This window comes from Paraburkholderia sp. A1BS-2L (assembly GCF_051125205.1).
Taxonomy (GTDB): Bacteria; Pseudomonadota; Gammaproteobacteria; order Burkholderiales; family Burkholderiaceae; genus Paraburkholderia.
The window spans coordinates 1,577,735-1,595,501 of sequence record NZ_CP120429.1 but is presented as its reverse complement, the minus strand read 5'-3'; the positions used below and the strand labels follow the sequence as shown (position 1 = coordinate 1,595,501).

General features: G+C 66.9%; 16 protein-coding genes and 1 pseudogene. 2 read left to right on the top strand and 15 right to left on the bottom strand.

Going from position 1 to position 17,767, the window contains the following annotated elements; translation table 11 throughout:
- Window positions 1-18: 18 nt before the first annotated feature.
- Together P5W98_RS22005 and P5W98_RS22000 are read right to left on the bottom strand one after the other, a co-directional pair.
- On the bottom strand, window positions 19-1,458 hold the full coding sequence (locus P5W98_RS22005) for a hemolysin family protein (protein WP_421025989.1): 1,440 nt from the start codon (window positions 1,456-1,458) through the stop codon (window positions 19-21).
- A 272-nt stretch (window positions 1,459-1,730) separates the two neighbouring features.
- Window positions 1,731-2,492: a sensor histidine kinase gene (locus P5W98_RS22000; RefSeq protein ID WP_421025990.1), complete on the bottom strand. Its 762-nt coding sequence runs from the start codon at window positions 2,490-2,492 to the stop codon at window positions 1,731-1,733.
- 254 nt (window positions 2,493-2,746) lie between these two features.
- On the opposite strand from P5W98_RS22000, the gene P5W98_RS21995 reads away from it, so the two are divergent.
- Together P5W98_RS21995 and P5W98_RS21990 are read left to right on the top strand one after the other, a co-directional pair.
- Complete coding sequence (locus P5W98_RS21995) at window positions 2,747-3,088, top strand: FKBP-type peptidyl-prolyl cis-trans isomerase (RefSeq protein ID WP_035531324.1); 342 nt, start codon at window positions 2,747-2,749, stop codon at window positions 3,086-3,088.
- A 26-nt stretch (window positions 3,089-3,114) separates the two neighbouring features.
- Window positions 3,115-3,912, top strand: a complete 798-nt coding sequence (locus tag P5W98_RS21990) for an AraC family transcriptional regulator (protein WP_421025991.1) — start codon at window positions 3,115-3,117, stop codon at window positions 3,910-3,912.
- A gap of 49 nt (window positions 3,913-3,961) precedes the next feature.
- On the opposite strand, the gene P5W98_RS21985 is transcribed toward P5W98_RS21990, so the two are convergent.
- The 13 genes and pseudogenes from P5W98_RS21985 to P5W98_RS21925 form a co-directional block, all read right to left on the bottom strand.
- Window positions 3,962-4,822, bottom strand: a complete 861-nt coding sequence (locus P5W98_RS21985) for an MOSC domain-containing protein (RefSeq protein ID WP_421025992.1) — start codon at window positions 4,820-4,822, stop codon at window positions 3,962-3,964.
- 42 nt (window positions 4,823-4,864) lie between these two features.
- A pseudogene (locus tag P5W98_RS21980) lies at window positions 4,865-5,240 on the bottom strand (PLP-dependent transferase); the annotation flags it as partial.
- A gap of 175 nt (window positions 5,241-5,415) precedes the next feature.
- Entirely contained in the window at window positions 5,416-6,960 is a 1,545-nt protein-coding gene (purF, locus tag P5W98_RS21975) for an amidophosphoribosyltransferase (protein WP_421025993.1), read from the bottom strand.
- A gap of 72 nt (window positions 6,961-7,032) precedes the next feature.
- The gene (locus tag P5W98_RS21970) at window positions 7,033-7,527 is read right to left on the bottom strand and encodes a CvpA family protein (protein ID WP_421025994.1); all 495 of its coding nucleotides are present in this window, start codon (window positions 7,525-7,527) and stop codon (window positions 7,033-7,035) included.
- Window positions 7,528-7,533: 6 nt separating this feature from the next.
- Complete coding sequence (locus tag P5W98_RS21965; protein WP_421025995.1) at window positions 7,534-8,463, bottom strand: SPOR domain-containing protein; 930 nt, start codon at window positions 8,461-8,463, stop codon at window positions 7,534-7,536.
- Window positions 8,464-8,511: 48 nt separating this feature from the next.
- Window positions 8,512-9,822, bottom strand: a complete 1,311-nt coding sequence (gene folC / locus P5W98_RS21960; RefSeq protein ID WP_421025996.1) for a bifunctional tetrahydrofolate synthase/dihydrofolate synthase — start codon at window positions 9,820-9,822, stop codon at window positions 8,512-8,514.
- A 188-nt stretch (window positions 9,823-10,010) separates the two neighbouring features.
- Entirely contained in the window at window positions 10,011-10,883 is an 873-nt protein-coding gene (gene accD, locus P5W98_RS21955) for an acetyl-CoA carboxylase, carboxyltransferase subunit beta (protein WP_421025997.1), read from the bottom strand.
- 116 nt (window positions 10,884-10,999) lie between these two features.
- Window positions 11,000-11,815 carry a tryptophan synthase subunit alpha gene (gene trpA, locus P5W98_RS21950; RefSeq protein WP_421025998.1) on the bottom strand — a complete coding sequence of 272 codons (816 nt, stop codon included), beginning with the start codon at window positions 11,813-11,815 and terminating at the stop codon, window positions 11,000-11,002.
- Window positions 11,816-11,875: 60 nt separating this feature from the next.
- A complete protein-coding gene (locus tag P5W98_RS21945; RefSeq protein ID WP_421025999.1) occupies window positions 11,876-12,802 on the bottom strand; it encodes a DNA-methyltransferase in 927 nt (308 codons plus the stop codon).
- Between the two features lie 21 nt (window positions 12,803-12,823).
- Window positions 12,824-14,017 carry a tryptophan synthase subunit beta gene (gene trpB, locus P5W98_RS21940; RefSeq protein ID WP_421026000.1) on the bottom strand — a complete coding sequence of 398 codons (1,194 nt, stop codon included), beginning with the start codon at window positions 14,015-14,017 and terminating at the stop codon, window positions 12,824-12,826.
- A gap of 61 nt (window positions 14,018-14,078) precedes the next feature.
- Window positions 14,079-14,765 carry a phosphoribosylanthranilate isomerase gene (locus P5W98_RS21935; protein WP_421026001.1) on the bottom strand — a complete coding sequence of 229 codons (687 nt, stop codon included), beginning with the start codon at window positions 14,763-14,765 and terminating at the stop codon, window positions 14,079-14,081.
- Between the two features lie 46 nt (window positions 14,766-14,811).
- Window positions 14,812-15,621 carry a tRNA pseudouridine(38-40) synthase TruA gene (gene truA / locus P5W98_RS21930; RefSeq protein ID WP_421026002.1) on the bottom strand — a complete coding sequence of 270 codons (810 nt, stop codon included), beginning with the start codon at window positions 15,619-15,621 and terminating at the stop codon, window positions 14,812-14,814.
- Between the two features lie 10 nt (window positions 15,622-15,631).
- Window positions 15,632-17,725 (bottom strand): FimV/HubP family polar landmark protein, encoded by a 2,094-nt coding sequence (locus P5W98_RS21925; protein WP_421026003.1) that lies wholly within the window; start codon window positions 17,723-17,725, stop codon window positions 15,632-15,634.
- Between the last annotated feature and the right edge of the window lie 42 nt (window positions 17,726-17,767).

The window sequence follows — 17,767 nt, the reverse complement described above, 5'->3', positions numbered from 1 at the left end:
GCCCAAGAAAAGGCAAGCTCAGCCGCCCTCGTCCTCCAGATCCTTCGGATACACGCGCACGAGCACGATGCGCGGCCCTTTCATCTTCTTGACGACGATGTCGAAGCGGTCGAACTCGACCCGCTGCCCCTCCGAGGGCAGATCGTTGAGCGCATGAATCACGAGGCCGCCCACCGATTCCGCACGCCCTTCGTCGATATCGATGCCGAGCGCCTGCTCCAGCGATACCACCGGCAAGCTGCCGCGCCCCATCAGCGTGCCGTCGTCCATGCGGGTCCAGTCGGTGTCGGCCTGATGAAATTCGTCGTGGATCTGGCCCACCAGCGCGCCCAGCATATTGTCGAGCGTGAGAAAACCGCCCGGCCGCATGCCCTTGCGCCCGACCAGCGCGAAGTGCGGCGCGCCCTTGCGAAAGCGCCGGAACAGCGCGAGCGCGGGCGTCTCGGGCTTCACGTACTGCACGGGACGCACGAACTTGCCGAGGTCATCGAGCGCGTGGCCCGCCTCGCGCGCGAGCAGCAGATCCTTCAGGTGAATGAGGCCCGCCACGCGCTCGCCCGAGGCGTCCTCGAAGAGCGGATAGCGGCTGAAGCGATGGCGCGCGACGATCTGCATGTTCTCAGCGAGCGAGAGGTCGCGGCGCAGGCCGACCATCTCGTGCGCGGGGCGCATGAGGTCCGAGACGGTCAGGCGCGAAAAGTCCAGCGAATGCGCGAGCGCGTTCCATTCGTCGGCGCTGTAAGTGTCGGCGGTATGCGCTGCGCCTGCCGCGTTCCCGGCATGCCTCGCACGTTGAGCGATACCGCTGGCGCGGCCATCCACCCGCGCGCTCGCATCGGCTTGCGCGCGCTCCTCGGCCTGCGCCTCTGCCGCCGAGCGGCGGCTGCGCAGGATCAGCTTGAGTTCGTCGGTCGAGTAATGGGTCTCGGTGCCGTGCTCCGCCGAGAGGCCCACCAGTTTCAGCACTGCATTCGCGCTCGAATTGAGCACCCAGATGGCCGGATACATCGTCCAGTAGAAGCCGTACAGCGGCGCGGCGGCCCATAGCGAGATCTTCTCGGCTTCGCGAATCGCGAGCGACTTGGGGGCGAGTTCCCCCACCACAATGTGAAGGAACGAAATCACCGTAAAGGCGAACGCGAGCGAAATGGCGTGGATCAGTTCCGGCGAGCGCACGCCCACGAGATCGAACACCGGTTCGAGCAACTGCGCGAAGGCCGGCTCGCCGATCCAGCCAAGGCCGAGCGAAGCGAGCGTGATGCCGAGCTGGCACGCGGAAAGATAAGCGTCGAGCTGCCCGTGGACCTTGGCGAGCAGCCGCCCGCGCAGGCCGTGCTGGGTCGCCAGGCTTTGCACGCGCGTCGCGCGCAGCTTGACGAGACCGAACTCCGCCGCGACAAAGAAACCGTTGAGGGCAACAAGCAACAGCGCGCCGGCGAGAGCGATAAGCTGACTCAAGAGAAAGGGCTCCGGAAAACGAATCGCTCAGTATAAGGGTGAAAGAACCCTGTAAGACCTGAACGGCTGGCCGGATGGCTCACACGGCACGACCTGTGCCCCCGGCGCGACACGCTTGCCGCTCGCCTGCGTCGCGAGGCCGATGCCCATGCGGGCTGACGGCGCGCACGGATCTCACGAATCGCGAGGGTTCGCGCGGGTTCGTTTTTACGCCCGCGCGGGAACGCGCGCCGAAGCCCGCTACACCCCCTTTTACGCGCCTTTACGCGCTTTTACGCGCCACCGATCGGCACGTTGAGCATGAGCGAGGCCGCCTCGCCCTCCACCAGCGGCCGCGCCTCGAAGCGCCCGCCATGCGCCTCAGCCACGCGCTGGCACAGCGCTAGCACCCACGGAGAGCGGCCCGCCTCCTGCGGCTCGCGCGCCTGAGCCCGGGCGAATGCTTCGAACAGATGGGGCAGCGCCTCGTCGGCGAGCGCCGCGCCGTTCGCCTGCCAATGCGCCTCGAATTGAGCGGCCGTGGCCGTCATGCTCACGTCCAGCGTGACCGCCGCGCCCGGCGTGCTTGCCTCCGTCGCGAACGCCAGCATGAGCCAGAGCGCCTGCCCGATGCGCTCGCACGCGGCGTCGAGCGTCGCGCCGGTGGGCACGCCCCGCACGGCAAGGCTCACGCCGCGCGCGTCGGCGAGCGCGCGGCGCGCCTCGTCCACGGTCTCGCCGATCAGCGCGTCGAGCGCGAACGGCGCGCGCTCGATATGCAGCTTGCGCGTTTCGGCGCGCGTCGTATCGACGAGCGTTTCGAGCAGATGCACCTGTTGCTCGACGCCCGTGCGGATGCCCACGAGCGCGCGCTGCGCGGCGGCATCGGCGCCGTCGATCTTGCGCTCGAGCACATAGGCCCAGCTATGGATTGCGTTCAGCGGACTGCGCAAGTCGTGCGACACGCGCGAGAGCACGTGATCGCGCATGAACAGCGCGGCTTCGGCGCACAGACGTGCCGTGCGCTCGCTCGGGGTGGGAGTGGTGGACGCCATCGGATTCCTTTTCTTTCGCTCGCCGGGGGCGGGCCGGCCCCAATTATAGGCAGCGGCGACACTCTGGCTTCGCTGCGCCTTCGTCTCATGCGGCTCGCACCGCCGGGAAGCCCACGCGCCGCACATGACGTGCCTGCAAATGCACCCGCAGACGAAGCACCCGCAGACGAAGCACGCGCGGGGGGGCGCGTCTCGCGCGCCCTGCAAAGCGCCTACAATAACGCTTTTCCCTTTTTCCGATTCAGGAGTGTTCCATGTCCATCGTGACCACCGCATCCGGCCTCAAGTACGAAGACCTGACCGAAGGCAGCGGCGCCGAGGCGAAGGCCGGCCAGACCGTCAGCGTGCACTACACCGGCTGGCTCACGGACGGCCAGAAGTTCGATTCGAGCAAAGACCGCAACGACCCGTTCGCCTTCGTGCTGGGCGGCGGCATGGTCATCAAGGGCTGGGACGAAGGCGTGCAGGGCATGAAGGTCGGCGGCGTGCGCAAGCTCACGATCCCGCCGCAACTCGGCTACGGCGTGCGCGGCGCGGGCGGCGTGATTCCGCCGAACGCCACGCTCGTGTTCGAAGTGGAACTGCTCGCCGTCTGAGCATTGCGCTCCACGCATCGTTCGTCATGAATCCGCATCACGCCTCATCGGCCGCCGCGCCCGGCATCGCCTTGCGCTGCTACGGCGCAATCGAGGAAACCGACGTGCACGATTTTCATCAGATCGTGCTGGGGCTCGACGGCGAGATGGAGATGACGGTGGACGGTGTCGGCGAGCGCATCGACCCGCGCTCGGCCTGGCTAATTCCGGCCGGCGCGCGGCACGACTACGCGGGCATCGGCGAGAACCGCCAGCTCGTGCTGGACTTGCCCGCCGCCGCACTGGCGGTGCCCGAGCGGCTCTTCGATACGGCGCGCGCCGTGCGCATCGACCCCGCGCTCACGCAGCTCGTGCGCGAGATCGCCTCGCAAGCACAACGTAGCGCTACGCCGGTAACCGGCACGCGCACCCGCCGCTTTCATTGGGACGCCTCGGCGCAATTGTGCGCGGCCGTGCTCGCGCAAACGGGCATCGCCAGCAGCGACGCCTTCGAAGCCGCGGCGGGCCTCGACTTCGCGCGCGTCGACCGCTGGCTGCGCGCGCATCTCGCGGAACCGTTGCGCATCGCCGATCTGGCCGCGCATTGCGGCTTCGGCATGCGGCGCTTTCATCAGCTCTTTATCGAAGCATTCGGCGAGACGCCGCATCGCTATTTGCAGCGCCTGCGTCTGGACACCTCGCTCATGCTGCTCGCGGATCCCCGCCTCTCGCTCACGCACATTGCGCTGGAAGTGGGCTTCGGCGACCAGAGCGCATTCACGCACGCGTTCACGCGGCGTTTCGGGTTCGCGCCCGGGCAGTGGCGCGCGCTGCCTTCGCACTGAGCGCCGGCTCGACGCGGCTCGACATCAACCCACGCGCGCCGCTGCGCCATCACTCCTCGAAGCGGTATTCCCACTGCGCCCGCGCGCCCACCGCGACCCGCTCGCCCGCGCCCGCGATCACCATCGCGTTTTGACCGAACGTGAGCCCGCCGTCCACGCGCGGATCGGCGCGGAACGCCGCGAGCGTGTCGAGCGGCTCGGCGGGCCACTCTCCATCGCGCTCGCCCGTGCGCTGATCGATCGTCGTGATCGGGCAGCGCGCACACGGCTTGGCGAAGCGCAGCACAATGCCGCCGCCCTCGATCGACAGCGTGTCGATAAAGTCTTCGTCGAACGCATCGACGTCATCCACGACGATGTTCGGGCGGAAACGGCTCATCGGCACCGGCGTTGCGCCCTTCGCCGCCAGCCGCGCGTTCAGGTCCGCCAGCGACGCTTCGCTCGTGACGAGCAGCGGAAAGCCATCGGCGAACTGTGTGGGCACGTCCTCGTCGTTCGTCCACTGCTTGCTCGCGAGGCGCGTGACGTCCGGCGCGAAACGCACGAGGCGCACCGCCACGCCCAGCGCCTGCGAAAACCACTGCGCGGCTTCATCGCCTTCGTCGAGCGCTTCGAACGTGTCCTTCCAGACCGTCACCTGCACGTGCGCTTCGTTGCCGTGCGGCGTGAAAGGCAGGTCCAGCGGCGTGTCCAGGTCCGTCATCGTGAGACGCACGCCGCCCTCGACGAACGCGGGCACGATGCGCGCCATCGCCGCGATTTCGCGCTGCGAGACGAAGCGGCCGTTCTCGTCCACCACCATCCAGTGACGGTCCCACGGCAGCCCCTTTGCGTCGAGTTGCGCGTGATCGAGCGCGATCGCGCCGCAGGATTTCACCGGATAAACGAACAACGCACGAATGACGGCCATGACGAACTCACGAACAAGAAAAGCGTAGTTGGAATGCGAAGCTTACTGCGCCGCGTCAAGCCCGTGCGCGAGATCGCGGCGCACGTCGCGCGGGTCTTCGAGGCCCACCGCGAGCCGGATCAGCCCTTCGGTAATGCCCGCCGCCGTGCGCGCCTCGGGTGTGATGCGGCCCATGCGTGGTGGTGGCCGTGATGGTCGTGCGCGTGTCGCCGAGATCGCCGGTGATCGAGCAGATTTTCGTGCCGTCGATCACGCGCCACGCGTTCGCGCGCTGCGCCTCGGGCGTGTCGCCCTTGAGCTCGAACGAGACGATCACGCCGCTCGGCTTCTGCTGACGCATCGCGAGCGCGTGCTGCAGATGCGATTCGAGCCCCGGATAAAAGACGCGCTTCACAGCGAGATGCGCCTCGAGCCAGCGGACCCGCCATTGAAGCCGCCATGCCTGCAGCGTATCGCGTATCCATTTCATCCGTACACACGGAGCACAGGCGCAAAAAAGCCCGCTTCTGCGTAGGCAGAAGCGGGCTCGCTCGACATGCGCGGAATTCAGCACGTCAAGAGCGCGCCATGCACGCGCGCCACGTTCGCTTCGCTTACTCCACCGAGAGCTGCAGATGCAGCTGCGAGCGCGTGCCGCCGTCCATCGCGTCGCTCGCGGCGTCGCGGTCGGACTGCGCCTGGGGCGCCAGACGCGCCAGCTCGATCTTGTCCAGATACGCGCTCGTGATGTCGCCGGTGATGTAATCGCCGTCGAAGCACGAAGCTTCGAACTCCGTGAGCTCGGGATTGATGTCGCGCACGGCCTGCTTGAGCGCCTCCACGTCCTGATACACGAGATGATCCGCGCCGATGATGCGTGCCACTTCTTCGTCGGTGCGGCCATGCGCGACGAGCTCGCCGCGCGTGGGCATGTCGATGCCGTAGACGTTCGGGTACTTCACGGGCGGCGCCGCCGAGGCAAAGATCACCTTGGTCGCGCCGGCGTCGCGCGCCATCTGCACGATTTCCTGCGAGGTGGTGCCGCGCACGATGGAATCGTCGATGATCAGCACGTTCTTGCCCTTGAACTCGATGCCCATGGCGTTGAGCTTCTGGCGCACAGACTTCTTGCGCATGGCCTGCCCCGGCATGATGAAGGTGCGGCCCACGTAACGGTTCTTGAAGAAGCCCTCGCGGTATTCCACGCCGAGCTTGTTCGCGACCTGCATGGCCGCCGGGCGCGACGAGTCGGGAATCGGCATGACCACGTCGATCTTCACGTCGGGCAGCTCGCGCTTGATCTTCTCGGCGAGATAGTCGCCCATGCGCAGGCGCGCGTTGTACACCGGCACGCCATCGATCACCGAGTCCGGACGCGCGAGGTACACGAGCTCGAAAATGCAGGGGTTCAGCTTGGGCGCCGCCGCGCATTGCTGCGCGTGCAGTTTGCCGTCGAAGTCGATGAACACCGCCTCGCCCGGCTGTACGTCGCGCACGAACTCGAAGCCGATGCCTTCGAGCGCGACCGACTCCGAAGCGACCATCCACTCGGTGCCTTCCGGCGTCTCGATCTTGCCGATGCACAGCGGACGAATGCCGAACGGGTCACGGAACGCGAGCAGGCCGTAGCCGGCGATCAGCGAGACGATCGCGTACGAACCGCGCACGCGGCGGTGCACGCCCGAGACGGCCTTGAAGAGCGCGGCCGGATCGAGTTCGAGGCCCGAGCTCGCGAGCTGCACTTCGTGCGCGAGCACGTTGAGCAGCACTTCGGTATCGGAATTGGTGTTCACGTGGCGGCGGTCCACGCGGAACATCTCTTCCTTGAGCTGCTGCCAGTTGGTGAGATTGCCGTTGTGCGCGAGGATCATGCCGAACGGCGCGTTCACGTAGAACGGCTGGGCCTCCTCTTCGCTCGACGCCGAGCCGGCCGTCGGGTAGCGCACCTGGCCGATGCCGCTGGTGCCGGGCAGGCTGCGCATGTTGCGCGTGCGGAACACGTCACGCACCATGCCGTTGGCCTTGTGCATGTGGAACGTGTTGCCGTTCGCGGTGGCAATGCCGGCCGCGTCCTGACCACGGTGCTGCAAAAGCAGCAGCGCGTCATAGAGGAGCTGATTGACGGGGGAGCGGGAAACTACGCCTACGATGCCGCACATGGCAGGTCCTTCAAAAAAGCGAAATCAGCAGTGACATTGACGGCGCGGTAACGACAGCCGACCAGTTTCTGGTCAGACGTGAACGTAGGCCGCGAGCGTCTCGGGCAAAAACGGTTTGAGTTCGAGCACGCCCTGCACGGCATAGGGCCGCAGCAGCGCCTTGCGCCAGAAGTCTTGCTGGGGCAGCTCCGTCAGTCCCGCGAGGACGACAAGAATCAGCACCAGCACGACGCCTCGCACGAGGCCGAACATCATGCCAAGCGAGCGGTCCACACCGGACAATCCGCTCACCTGGACCAGCCGGCCGAGCAGCGCATTCGCCACGCCGGCCACGAGCACCACGCCGATCACGATCAGCGCGAAGGCGATCAGCCACTGGGTCAGCGCCCCGCCCGGCCAGTTCGCCGGAATGAAGGGCACCACGCGATCCACGTAGCGGCACGCCACGATGAGCGCCGCGATCCAGCCAATCAGCCCGAAAATTTCGCCGATGAGCCCACGCCACGCCCCGCGCAGTGCGGACAAACCGATCACCGCCATTACAGCGTAGTCGAATGCCGTGAACATCGGGCGCTATTGTGCAGAGCCGTTCGAGCCCGTCATCAGGCCCGCGCCGCGCACCTTCGCGATCGCCTCGGTGGCGGAGGCGCGGTCGGGGAACGGACCCGCGCGCAGCAGCGTGCGCGTCGTGCCGTCGGCTTCCTTGCGTTGCTCGGTATATGCAGGCACGCCTGCGGCTTTCAACTTCGTGACCCATTTATTCGCGGTGGCGTCGCTGCTGAACGCGCCCAGCTGCACCGCGAAGCGCGCACCCGACGGCGCGGCGGCCGTGCCGTCGCCTTCGGCTGCGTTGGCATTAGCCGCTGCCGAGGTGCCCGTCTTGCCGCGCGACGCGACAGCCGAACCCGAAGACGGCGCAGCCGGCTTCGCGGCGGTGCGCGGCGCCTGCGCGGCTTCGGCCGATTGATTCGCTTGAGCTTGAGCTTGAGCTTGAGTCTGGGTTTGGGCTTGAGCCGCCGGCGCGGACCTGGCCGGCGCAGCGGGCTTCGCTTGCGCAGTCTGTGTCGGCGCTGCGCCCGAGGCTGCCGAGAGCCCCGAAGCGCCGGGCGTTGCTACGCCCAGCCCGGCTTCCGCCGCAGCGGGATTGTCCGGAGCGACGCCCGCCTGGGTGTCCTCGTGGCGCGCTTCAGCCTTCGAGGCCGGGCGGCTAGGAATATCGATGGAGATGTCGTCGGTGACCGGCTTGGGGTGCGAGTCGAGCACCATCGGCAGGATCACGATGGCGGCCAGCACCAGCGCAATCGCGCCGACGAGGCGCCGGCGCGCGCGCTGCTTTTCCGGCAGGGTGGGATCGAGCAGCATCGCCTCGGCGTCGCCGGAGCGGGCCGGCCGGCGGCTGCGCCGCTCCACGCGCGTGTTCTGACTGCTCCGGCGGCGGGAGCCAGCCTCAGAGTCGCGTCGGCTGGGCGCGTCGTCTTTCTTGCCGAACGAGAAAATTCCCATGTATGGCTGCTGTTGGCCTCTGCGTAGCGGCTGTGATGAACCGCGCAATCAGTGCTGCTGCGACTTTCGCCAGGCCATGACGCCGGCAACCGTCAAAAAACTTCCGAAAACGAGAATTCTATCATTTTCGGACGCCCGTTTTAGCGCATCTTGAAACGCCGCGGCGGGCGTTTCGTAGCGCGTAATGCTGCTGTCAGGGCCGTCTTCCACTCCGGCCTCGCGCAGCACTTCTTCAAGCTGTAGCGCCGAAGCCGCGCGCGGCAACGGCAAATCGGTCACGCACCAGTGGTCGATCTCGCCCTTCAGGTGCGCGATCACGCCGGCGAGGTCCTTGTCGCGCATCGCGCCGAACACCGCGTAGGTGTACGGAAAGTACCCCATGCCAGATAAATTTTGCCCGAGGACCGCTGCGGCGTGCGGATTGTGGCCCACGTCGAGGATGATCGACGGCTTGCCCGGCAACACCTGGAAGCGACCCGGCAACTCCACGTTGGCGAGGCCGAGGCGAATGTCCTGCGCCGACACCGGCAGCCGGTCGCGCAGCGCTTCGAGCGCGGCCAGCGCCGCCGACGTATTGATCAGCTGATTCGCGCCGCGCAGCGCCGGATAGGCCAGCGCCGAACGGCGCAGCGAGCGGCCCACGTAGTTCCATTGCTGACGCTCGCTGCCGGCCTGGCCTTCATAGCGGAAATCGCGGCCGAACAGCCACAGATCGGCGCCGATCGCCTGCGCATGGTCGATGAGCGACTGCGGCGGCAGCGGGTCCGCGCAGATCGCGGGCGCGCCGGCGCGGAAGATGCCGGCCTTTTCGAAGCCGATCTTTTCGCGCGTGTCGCCGAGGTATTCGGTGTGGTCGAGGTCGATGCTCGTGACGATCGCACAGTCGGTGTCGAGTACATTCACGGCATCGAGACGCCCCCCGAGGCCCACCTCGAAGATCACGGCGTCGAGCCCGCGCGACGCGAACAGATGCATGATCGCAAGCGTCGTGAACTCGAAGTACGTGAGCGAGACCGGCGTGGCGAAGGTGTTGCGCGCGGCCTCCACGGCCTCGAAGTGCGGCAGCAGGTCAGCGTCGCTGGCCTCGACGCCGTCGATGCGCGCGCGCTCGTTGAACGACAGCAGATGCGGCGACGTGTGGCAGCCGACGTGGTAGCCGGCCTTGAGCAGGATGGTTTCGAGAATCGCGCAGGTAGAACCCTTCCCGTTCGTGCCGCCGACCGTGAACATCGGGCAATCGAACTTCAGGTTCAGCGCGTCCTTGACCTTGCGGATGCGCTCGAGGCCCATGTCGATGCCGACCGGATGCGCAGTTTCGAGATGCGTGAGCCACGCGTCGAGGGAGGGAAAAGTACTCATCGGGACGATTCAGGGAATTCCATGCACAGCGGGCGGCCAAGCATCGAGACGTCGATCTGGCGCGCATGAGCCGCTGCAAAAAAACGGCATTATCGCGGAAATGACAACGCGCCGCTTGCTTTCGCTTGCGGCGCGTCTGACAAGGCGCGAAACCCGCAAGTTCCGCGCGCGTGCAAGGTCCGGTGCGCTCAGGCCACCGCGTCGGCGGGCTGGCGCTGCAGCAGCGCCATCAACTGGGCGATTTCCTCGCGCATCTTGCGGCGGTCGACGATCATGTCGATCGCGCCCTTTTGCATCAGGAACTCCGCGCGCTGGAAGCCTTCGGGCAGCTTCTCGCGCACCGTCTGCTCGATCACGCGCGGACCGGCGAAGCCGATCAGCGCCTTCGGCTCCGCGATCACGACGTCGCCGAGAAACGCGAAGCTCGCCGACACGCCGCCCATGGTGGGGTCGGTCAGCACCGAGATGAACGGCAGTTTGGCTTCCGAGAGCTTCGTGAGCATGGCCGTGGTCTTGGCCATCTGCATCAGCGAGAGCAGGCTTTCCTGCATGCGCGCGCCGCCCGAGGCCGTGAAGCAGATGAACGGCACTTGCTGCTCGAGCGCGTTCTGCGCGCCGCGCGCGAAGCGCTCGCCCACCACCGAGCCCATCGAGCCGCCCATGAACGCAAACTCGAAGCAGGCGACCACGCACGGCAGCGTGTGGATCGCGCCGCCCATGACGACCATGGCGTCGGTTTCGCCGGTGTCGTCCATGGCCTCCTTGATGCGGTCGGGGTACTTGCGGCTGTCCTTGAACTTCAGCGCGTCGACCGGAACGATTTCCTGGCCGATTTCATAGCGGCCTTCCGGATCGAGCAGCCCGTCGAGGCGCTCGCGCGCGTTGATCCGCATGTGGTGATCGCACTTCGGGCAGACGTGCAGATTCGCTTCCACGTCGTTGCGGTACAGGACCGCCTCGCACGACGGGCACTTGATCCACAAGCCTTCCGGAATGCTCTTGCGGCTTTTCGGATCGGTTTGCTTGATCTTGGGCGGCAGCAGTTTGTCGAGCCAGCTCATTGATGTTCTTTCCTTGATCGTGATGCGCGGGCGCGGACGGCGTGACGTCGACCCGGTCTCGATGACCGGGTTCCGACCCCGACCGCGCATGGCGAAAAAGCGATTTTACAGCAGTCTTATTTTGCGTTGTCCGCAACCGCATCCAGCGCTGCCCGAATATCGGACACGAATTGCGTCAGCGCCTCGGCGGCGGTGTCGGCCGGCGCCTTCTCGAGCAACTGCACGATGCGGCTGCCGATCACCACGGCGTCGGAGACTTGCGCCACGGCGGCGGCCGTTTGCGCGTCGCGAATGCCGAAGCCCACGCCGACCGGCAGCGGCACGCGCGCCTTGATCGCCGGGATCTTGCTCGCGATGCTCCCGACGTCGAGGTGCCCCGCACCCGTCACGCCCTTGAGCGAGACGTAATAAACATAGCCGCTCGCCGCGCGCCCCACTGCGGCGATGCGCTCGTCGGTGGAGGTGGGCGCGAGCAGGAAGATCGGGTCGATGCCCGCAGCCTTCATCATCGAGGCGAACACCACCGACTCCTCGGGCGGATAGTCGACTACCAGCACGCCGTCCACGCCGGCATCCTTCGCAGCGGCGGCGAACGCATCGGCGCCCATGCGCTCGATCGGGTTCGCGTAGCCCATCAGCACGACGGGAGTTTGCGTATCGGATTCGCGGAAGCGCTTGACGTCGGCGAGCACGCTCTTGAGCGTCACGCCCTTCGCAAGCGCGCGCTCCGACGACTGCTGAATCACCGGGCCGTCGGCCATCGGGTCCGAGAACGGCACGCCAAGTTCGATCACGTCCGCGCCGCCAGTAACGAGCGCATGCATGAATTCGACCGTGCGCGCTGGATCGGGGTCGCCGGCGGTCATGAACGGGATCAGGCCTTTCTTGTTGGCGGCGGCAAGCGCCGCGAACGTGGTTTTGATGCGGGACATAGCAGGGTCCTCAGATTCGGTCGTTACCGCGCGGCGCGAGCCAGTGGCGGCGCAAGCGCATCATGCGCCGGCCGCAACAGCCGCGGACACCGCGGCAGACGCACGTGCGCAAGCGTCAATTGCAGCCAGGCCGACGCGTTCGTGCGCGATCGCGCAGTAACTTTCATTAATTTCATAGCCGACGAATTCGCGCTGATGACGCGCGCAGGCGACTGCCGTAGTGCCGCTGCCCATGAACGGGTCCAGCACGCGGCCGCCCGGCGGGCAGCTCGCGAGCACCATGCGCTCGACGATCTCAAGAGGCTTCTGGGTGGGATGATCCACGCGCTCCGCGTGCTGACGGTGCAGCCGCGAAACGGACCAGACGTCCTTGGGGTTGTAGCCGAGCTCCAGCCACTTGCTGCCTTCGAACAACTTGCGCGAACGCGCCTTCTTCGTGACGGCATCGTATGGGATGCGGACGGGATCGAGATCGAAGTAGTAATCTTTCGAGACCGCGAAGAAACCGATGTTGTCGTGCACCGAGGTGAAGCGGCGGGTCGTGCCGCCCATGCTGGGCACGCGACGATCCCAGACAATCTCGTTAATCATCGTCATTTTCGACTTCAGATAAACGAAGATCTCGGGCGCGTACTGCCAGGTGCAGAACACATAAAGCGAACCGCTGGCTTTGAGCTTGGGAATCGCCAGGTCGAGCCACGCATACGTCCAGGCGAGGAAATCCTCGCCCGAGCGCATGTCGGAGTCGTTGCCGTAGTCCTTGCCGAGCCCATAAGGCGGATCGGCGACGATCAGATCGATCGAGGCGTCGGGCAGGTTCGCTGCATCGGTCAGGAAGTCGCGGTTCAGGAGCCGGATGCTGTCGGGCACTGCGGGCACCGAGGGCAAGGCGGCGGGCGCTTCGGCGGCTGCCACGGGAGCAGCCGTCTCGGCGCCGGCCTCGCCTTCAGGCACCGGCAGTTGCGGCTCGTCGAACTCGTCACGCATCGCGGGTATCGCTCCGGGCGCTCAGAACTGGATGCCCGATCGCTCAGCGACCGTATGCATGTCCTTATCGCCGCGGCCCGACAGGTTCACCAGCAGAACCTTGTCTTTGGGCAGCGTCGGCGCGAGCTTCGCCGCGTACGCAAGCGCGTGACTCGATTCGAGCGCGGGAATGATGCCCTCGATGCGGCAGCAGTCGTGGAATGCCCTGAGCGCTTCCTCGTCGTCGATGGTCACGTACTGTGCACGGCCGCTGTCCTTGAGCCAGGCGTGCTCGGGACCGACGCCGGGGTAGTCGAGACCCGCCGAAACCGAATGCGTTTCGATGATCTGGCCGTTTTCGTCCTGCAGCAGGTAGGTGCGGTTGCCGTGCAGCACGCCCGGCGTGCCGGCCGCGAGCGAGGCCGCGTGGCGGCCCGTCTCCATGCCGTCGCCGGCGGGCTCGACGCCGATCAACTGCACCGAAGTGTCATCGATATATGGATAAAAGATGCCCATCGCGTTCGATCCGCCGCCCACGCACGCGATCACGGCGTCGGGCTGGCGGCCCGTCATTTCCGGCATCTGCACGCGGCATTCGTCGCCGATCACGCGCTGGAAGTCGCGCACCATCATCGGATACGGGTGCGGGCCCGCCACCGTGCCGATGATGTAGAAGGTGTTTTCGACGTTGGTGACCCAGTCGCGCATGGCTTCGTTGAGCGCGTCCTTGAGCGTGCGCGAGCCCGATTCCACCGGCACGACGGTCGCGCCCAGCAGCTTCATGCGATAGACGTTGGCAGCCTGGCGGCGCACGTCTTCCGCGCCCATGTAGACCACGCATTCCATGCCAAAGCGCGCCGCGATCGTGGCCGTCGCCACGCCGTGCTGGCCCGCGCCGGTTTCCGCGATCACGCGCGGCTTGCCCATGCGTCTCGCGAGCAGCGCCTGGCCGATCACGTTGTTCACCTTGTGCGCGCCGGTGTGGTTCAGGTCTTCGCGCTTGAGATATACCTGCGCGCCGCCCAGCAGCTCGCTCCAGCGCTGCGCATGATAAATCGGCGACGGACGGCCGACAAAATGCTTCAACTCGCGCTGATATTCGGCGACGAAGTCGGGATCGTCCTTGAATTTCGCGTAGGCGTCGCGCAGCTCGTCGATCGCCTGCATCAGGGTTTCGGCAGCGAATACGCCGCCATAAGGGCCGAAATGGCCGCGTTCATCGGGCAAATTGTACATAAGTCACTCGCTCGACCAACCGGGGGCCCCGCATTGCGCAAGGGCTGGCTGGTCCAAGAAATTATCCCGCGTCCGCTTCGCGCACTGCGCGCACGAACGCCGCCATACGGGCGTGGTCTTTCACGCCCTTCGCGCCCGGGACCTCGATGCCACTGGAGACATCGACGGCGAACGGACGCACCTGGCGAATCGCATCACTGACGTTTTGCGCGTTCAAGCCACCACTTAAAACGGCCCGACGCGCGAGCCCTGCGGGGATAAGTGACCAATCGAAGACCTTCCCGCCGCCGCCGTAACCTTCGACATGGGTGTCGAACAGCAGGCCGCTGGCTGATGAATAACGATTTGCCCATTCTATCAAATCGGCTTTGCGAGTATCGGCCGCCACCCGCAATGCGCGCAACCAGGGCAAACCGGCAACCGAGGCCAGCGATTCGCATTGGTCGGAGGTTTCGTCGCCGTGAAACTGCAGTAGCGTTAGCGAGACGTTGCTCGCGACCTCGCCGACCCATTGCGGCGTGGCGTTCACGAACAGGCCCACCACCGAGACGAACGGCGGAATGTCGTGGGTGAGCTCGACCGCCTGCGCCACGCTCACCGAGCGCGCGCTCGGCGGATAAAACACGAGGCCGATGGCGTCGGCGCCCAGGTCGATGGCGTGCGCGATCGCCTCGGGTGTCGAAAGCCCGCACAGCTTGATGCGCGTGCGGTGCGTGGCAGCGATGGCGGGGTGTTCTGCTGACGTCATGAATCGAGACTCGATGGGCGGTTGGGATGTTTCGCGTTTTGCGGGCTCACGTCGGGCTGGCGTCGGCCCAGACGGTGCTCCACGGCACGCTGGCCGTATGCGCGGCGGGGACGGCGAACTCTTCAGGATAGCCTACTTGCGCAAGATACAGGCCATCGGGCATGAAGGTCGGCGCAGCCTTGGTGCGATCGAGCCCGGCCAGCACCTCGGCCATCCATGCGGCCGGGTAGCGGCCGCGCCCCACGGCCACGAGGCAGCCCATCAGGTTGCGCACCATGTGGTGGAGAAACGCGTTCGCGCGAAAACGGAAGTGGATGAAATCGCCCAGCGGCCGGATATCGATCTGATACAGGTGTTTCACGGGCGTCTTCGATTGACACTCCGACGAGCGGAACGCCGAAAAATCATGCTCGCCGATCAGGCAGGCGGCCGCTTCGCGCATGGCGTCCACGTCGAGCGGCGTGTGGATCCAGCCGGCCCGCCCCGCCAGCATGGGCGAGCGCACCGGGTTCACGTAGAGCGCGTAGTAATACGTGCGCTCGAACGCCGAAAAGCGCGCGTGGAACGCCTCGGGCATCGGCTGCGCCCATTGCACGGCCACCGTCGGCGGCAGAAACGCATTGGTGCCGCGCACCCACGAGAACGGCGCGCGGTCGAGGTCGGTGTCGAAGTGCACGACCTGGCCGAGGCCGTGCACGCCCGTATCGGTGCGACCCGCGACCACGGTGGGCAGCGGCACGGTGGCGAACTCGCGCAGCGCGCGCTCGAGCGCGTCCTGCACCGTCTTGCCGTGCGGCTGCGATTGCCAGCCGCAGTAGGCGGCCCCGTCGTACTGGATTCCTAGCGCGATACGCATATGGCGGGCGTCAGGAAAGCGGCGAGAGCGTCGACAGCAACGCCTGCGCATCGGCGCGCGTGGCGTGGTCGTTCGACTCGATCACTTCGTTGATCAGCGAGCGAGCGCCGGCCAGGTCGCCGAGCGCGATGTATTCGTGCGCGAGGTCGAGCTTGTTGCGGGCGATGCGCGAGAGTTGCTCCGGCGTGAAGACCGGCAGCGGCTCGGCGGAATCGGCCGGCAGATTCAGGTCGAAATCGAGCGTGAGCGGGCCGAAGCGCGGCGCGCCCAGCCCGGCGATCGACCCCGCGCCCGCAATGCCCACTTCGATGGCCTCGCCGGCAGGCGGCACAGGCGGCTGGCCGAACGGCAGCGCCTGGCGCGCGGTCGTCTCGGGGGTGGCGACTGGCTCCGTCGAGAGCGGGACGCCCGGCATGGGCTCGGGCGTTTCGACGCGCGGCGGCAGCGGCATGTCGAGGCCGCCCAAAGCATCGACGGCGGACTTCGGAAACTCTTGCGGGACTTCCACGTGTGGCATTGCGACTTCTGCTTCTTGTTCTGATGGGACAGCGGGTGTGGAGTGATCGCCCGGCATCGCGAGTTCATGCGGAGGCGGCGCGGCGGATTCGGCGGGCGCGGCCGGGGCCTGGGCCTCTGCCCTGTGCGCATGCGGTTCGGGATGCGGTTCGGGATGCGGTTCGGGATGCGGTTCGGGATGCGCTTCGGCCTGCGCGCCCGGCATCGTCAGCTCGATCGGACGCGGCTCGGCACGGCTTGCTTCGTGCGCGGCGGCGCTCGATTCGTCGATGTCGGCTTCGGCGTGATGCGGCGTTTCGGGTTGATGGGCCGGCTCAATCGTTTCGCCCAGCGTGGGCAACTCTGCCAGTTCGTGCGGCGACGGCGCCTCGTCGCCGGGTTCGGCGTGCTCGCCGTGTTCTTGCGCGGCGTCGCGCAGCGGCTCTTCCGCCGACTCTTCCGCCGACTCTTCCGCCGACTCTTCCGCCGACGCTTCGGCTTTCGCCTTCACGACAGCAGCGGCTGCGCCGGTCGCCAGCGGCGCTGCGGGCGCTACCGGCGCTGCGGGTTCTGCCGACGCATCGTCGCGCCCGGTCGGGCGCGTAGCAGCGGGCGGCTCAACCGCGCTTTCTCGGGCCTCCGGCGCAGGCTTGCGACGTTTGCGCATGAGCACACGCACGACCAGCGCGACGAATGCCAGCATTACCGCGGCCACGCCGCCAAGCGTGATCGGAGAGACCTCGGGCTGCGCGCCGTTCGCGCCCGGCGCCGCACCCCCGGCAGCGGCGTTCCCTTGCGTACCGGCCGGTGCGCCAGCCACCGGCACGGGCTTGCCGATGCCGTGCTGTTGCAAGGCCATTAGCACACGATTCTTGAGAGCAAGCAGTTGTTGCAGGCTCGACACCGTAGGTGTCGACGCCGCCGAACCCGGTATAGCGGACGCCGCCGCGGCGGGCGGTGCCGCCTGGACTGCGCCGCTCCACGAATGAGGGTCGCTGGCCGGCGCGGGGACTGCACTCGCGCTCGCTTCGGCGGAAGCAGCGGACACAGCCGGCGCACTCGCAACGCTTGCGCCAGCCGCGCCACTCGTTGCCATCGCACCGGCATTGGTGCTCGCGCTTGCGCCTGTAGCAACGGCAGTCGTAGTCGAAGCCGGAGCCGCCGCCTCGGCCGCTGAACTCGCGCCCGCAACAATGGCAGCCGAAGCACCGGGTGCACTTGCCGCGCCGGCAACCGGCGCCGAAGCACCGGCTGCTGCGCTCGCCATATCGGGCGTTCCCGGCACGTTCAGCACGGCGCCCACCTTGAGGCGGCTCGGGTCGCGTTTCATGAACGCCGAAGGGTTCGCGTCGAACAGCGCCTGACTCGCGCGCGCGATCACCGCTTTGTCGTGCGACTGCGTGACGTCGACCGCCACATCGTGCAGCGACTGCCCCGGGTGGATGGTGTATTGCCCCACGATGGGCAGCGCCGCCGCAGGAGCGGATGCCCCCGCAGCACCCGATGTGGCGGCGGCAGCCGCCGCGCCGCTTTGCGCATGAACCATACCGGAAGCGCCGGCCATGGCGACCAGCAGCGCCGCGGACACCGCAACGGCAGTCCGCCGCATTTTCATGGCTGGATTGACTGAATCGGAAACGGCTTCAAATCG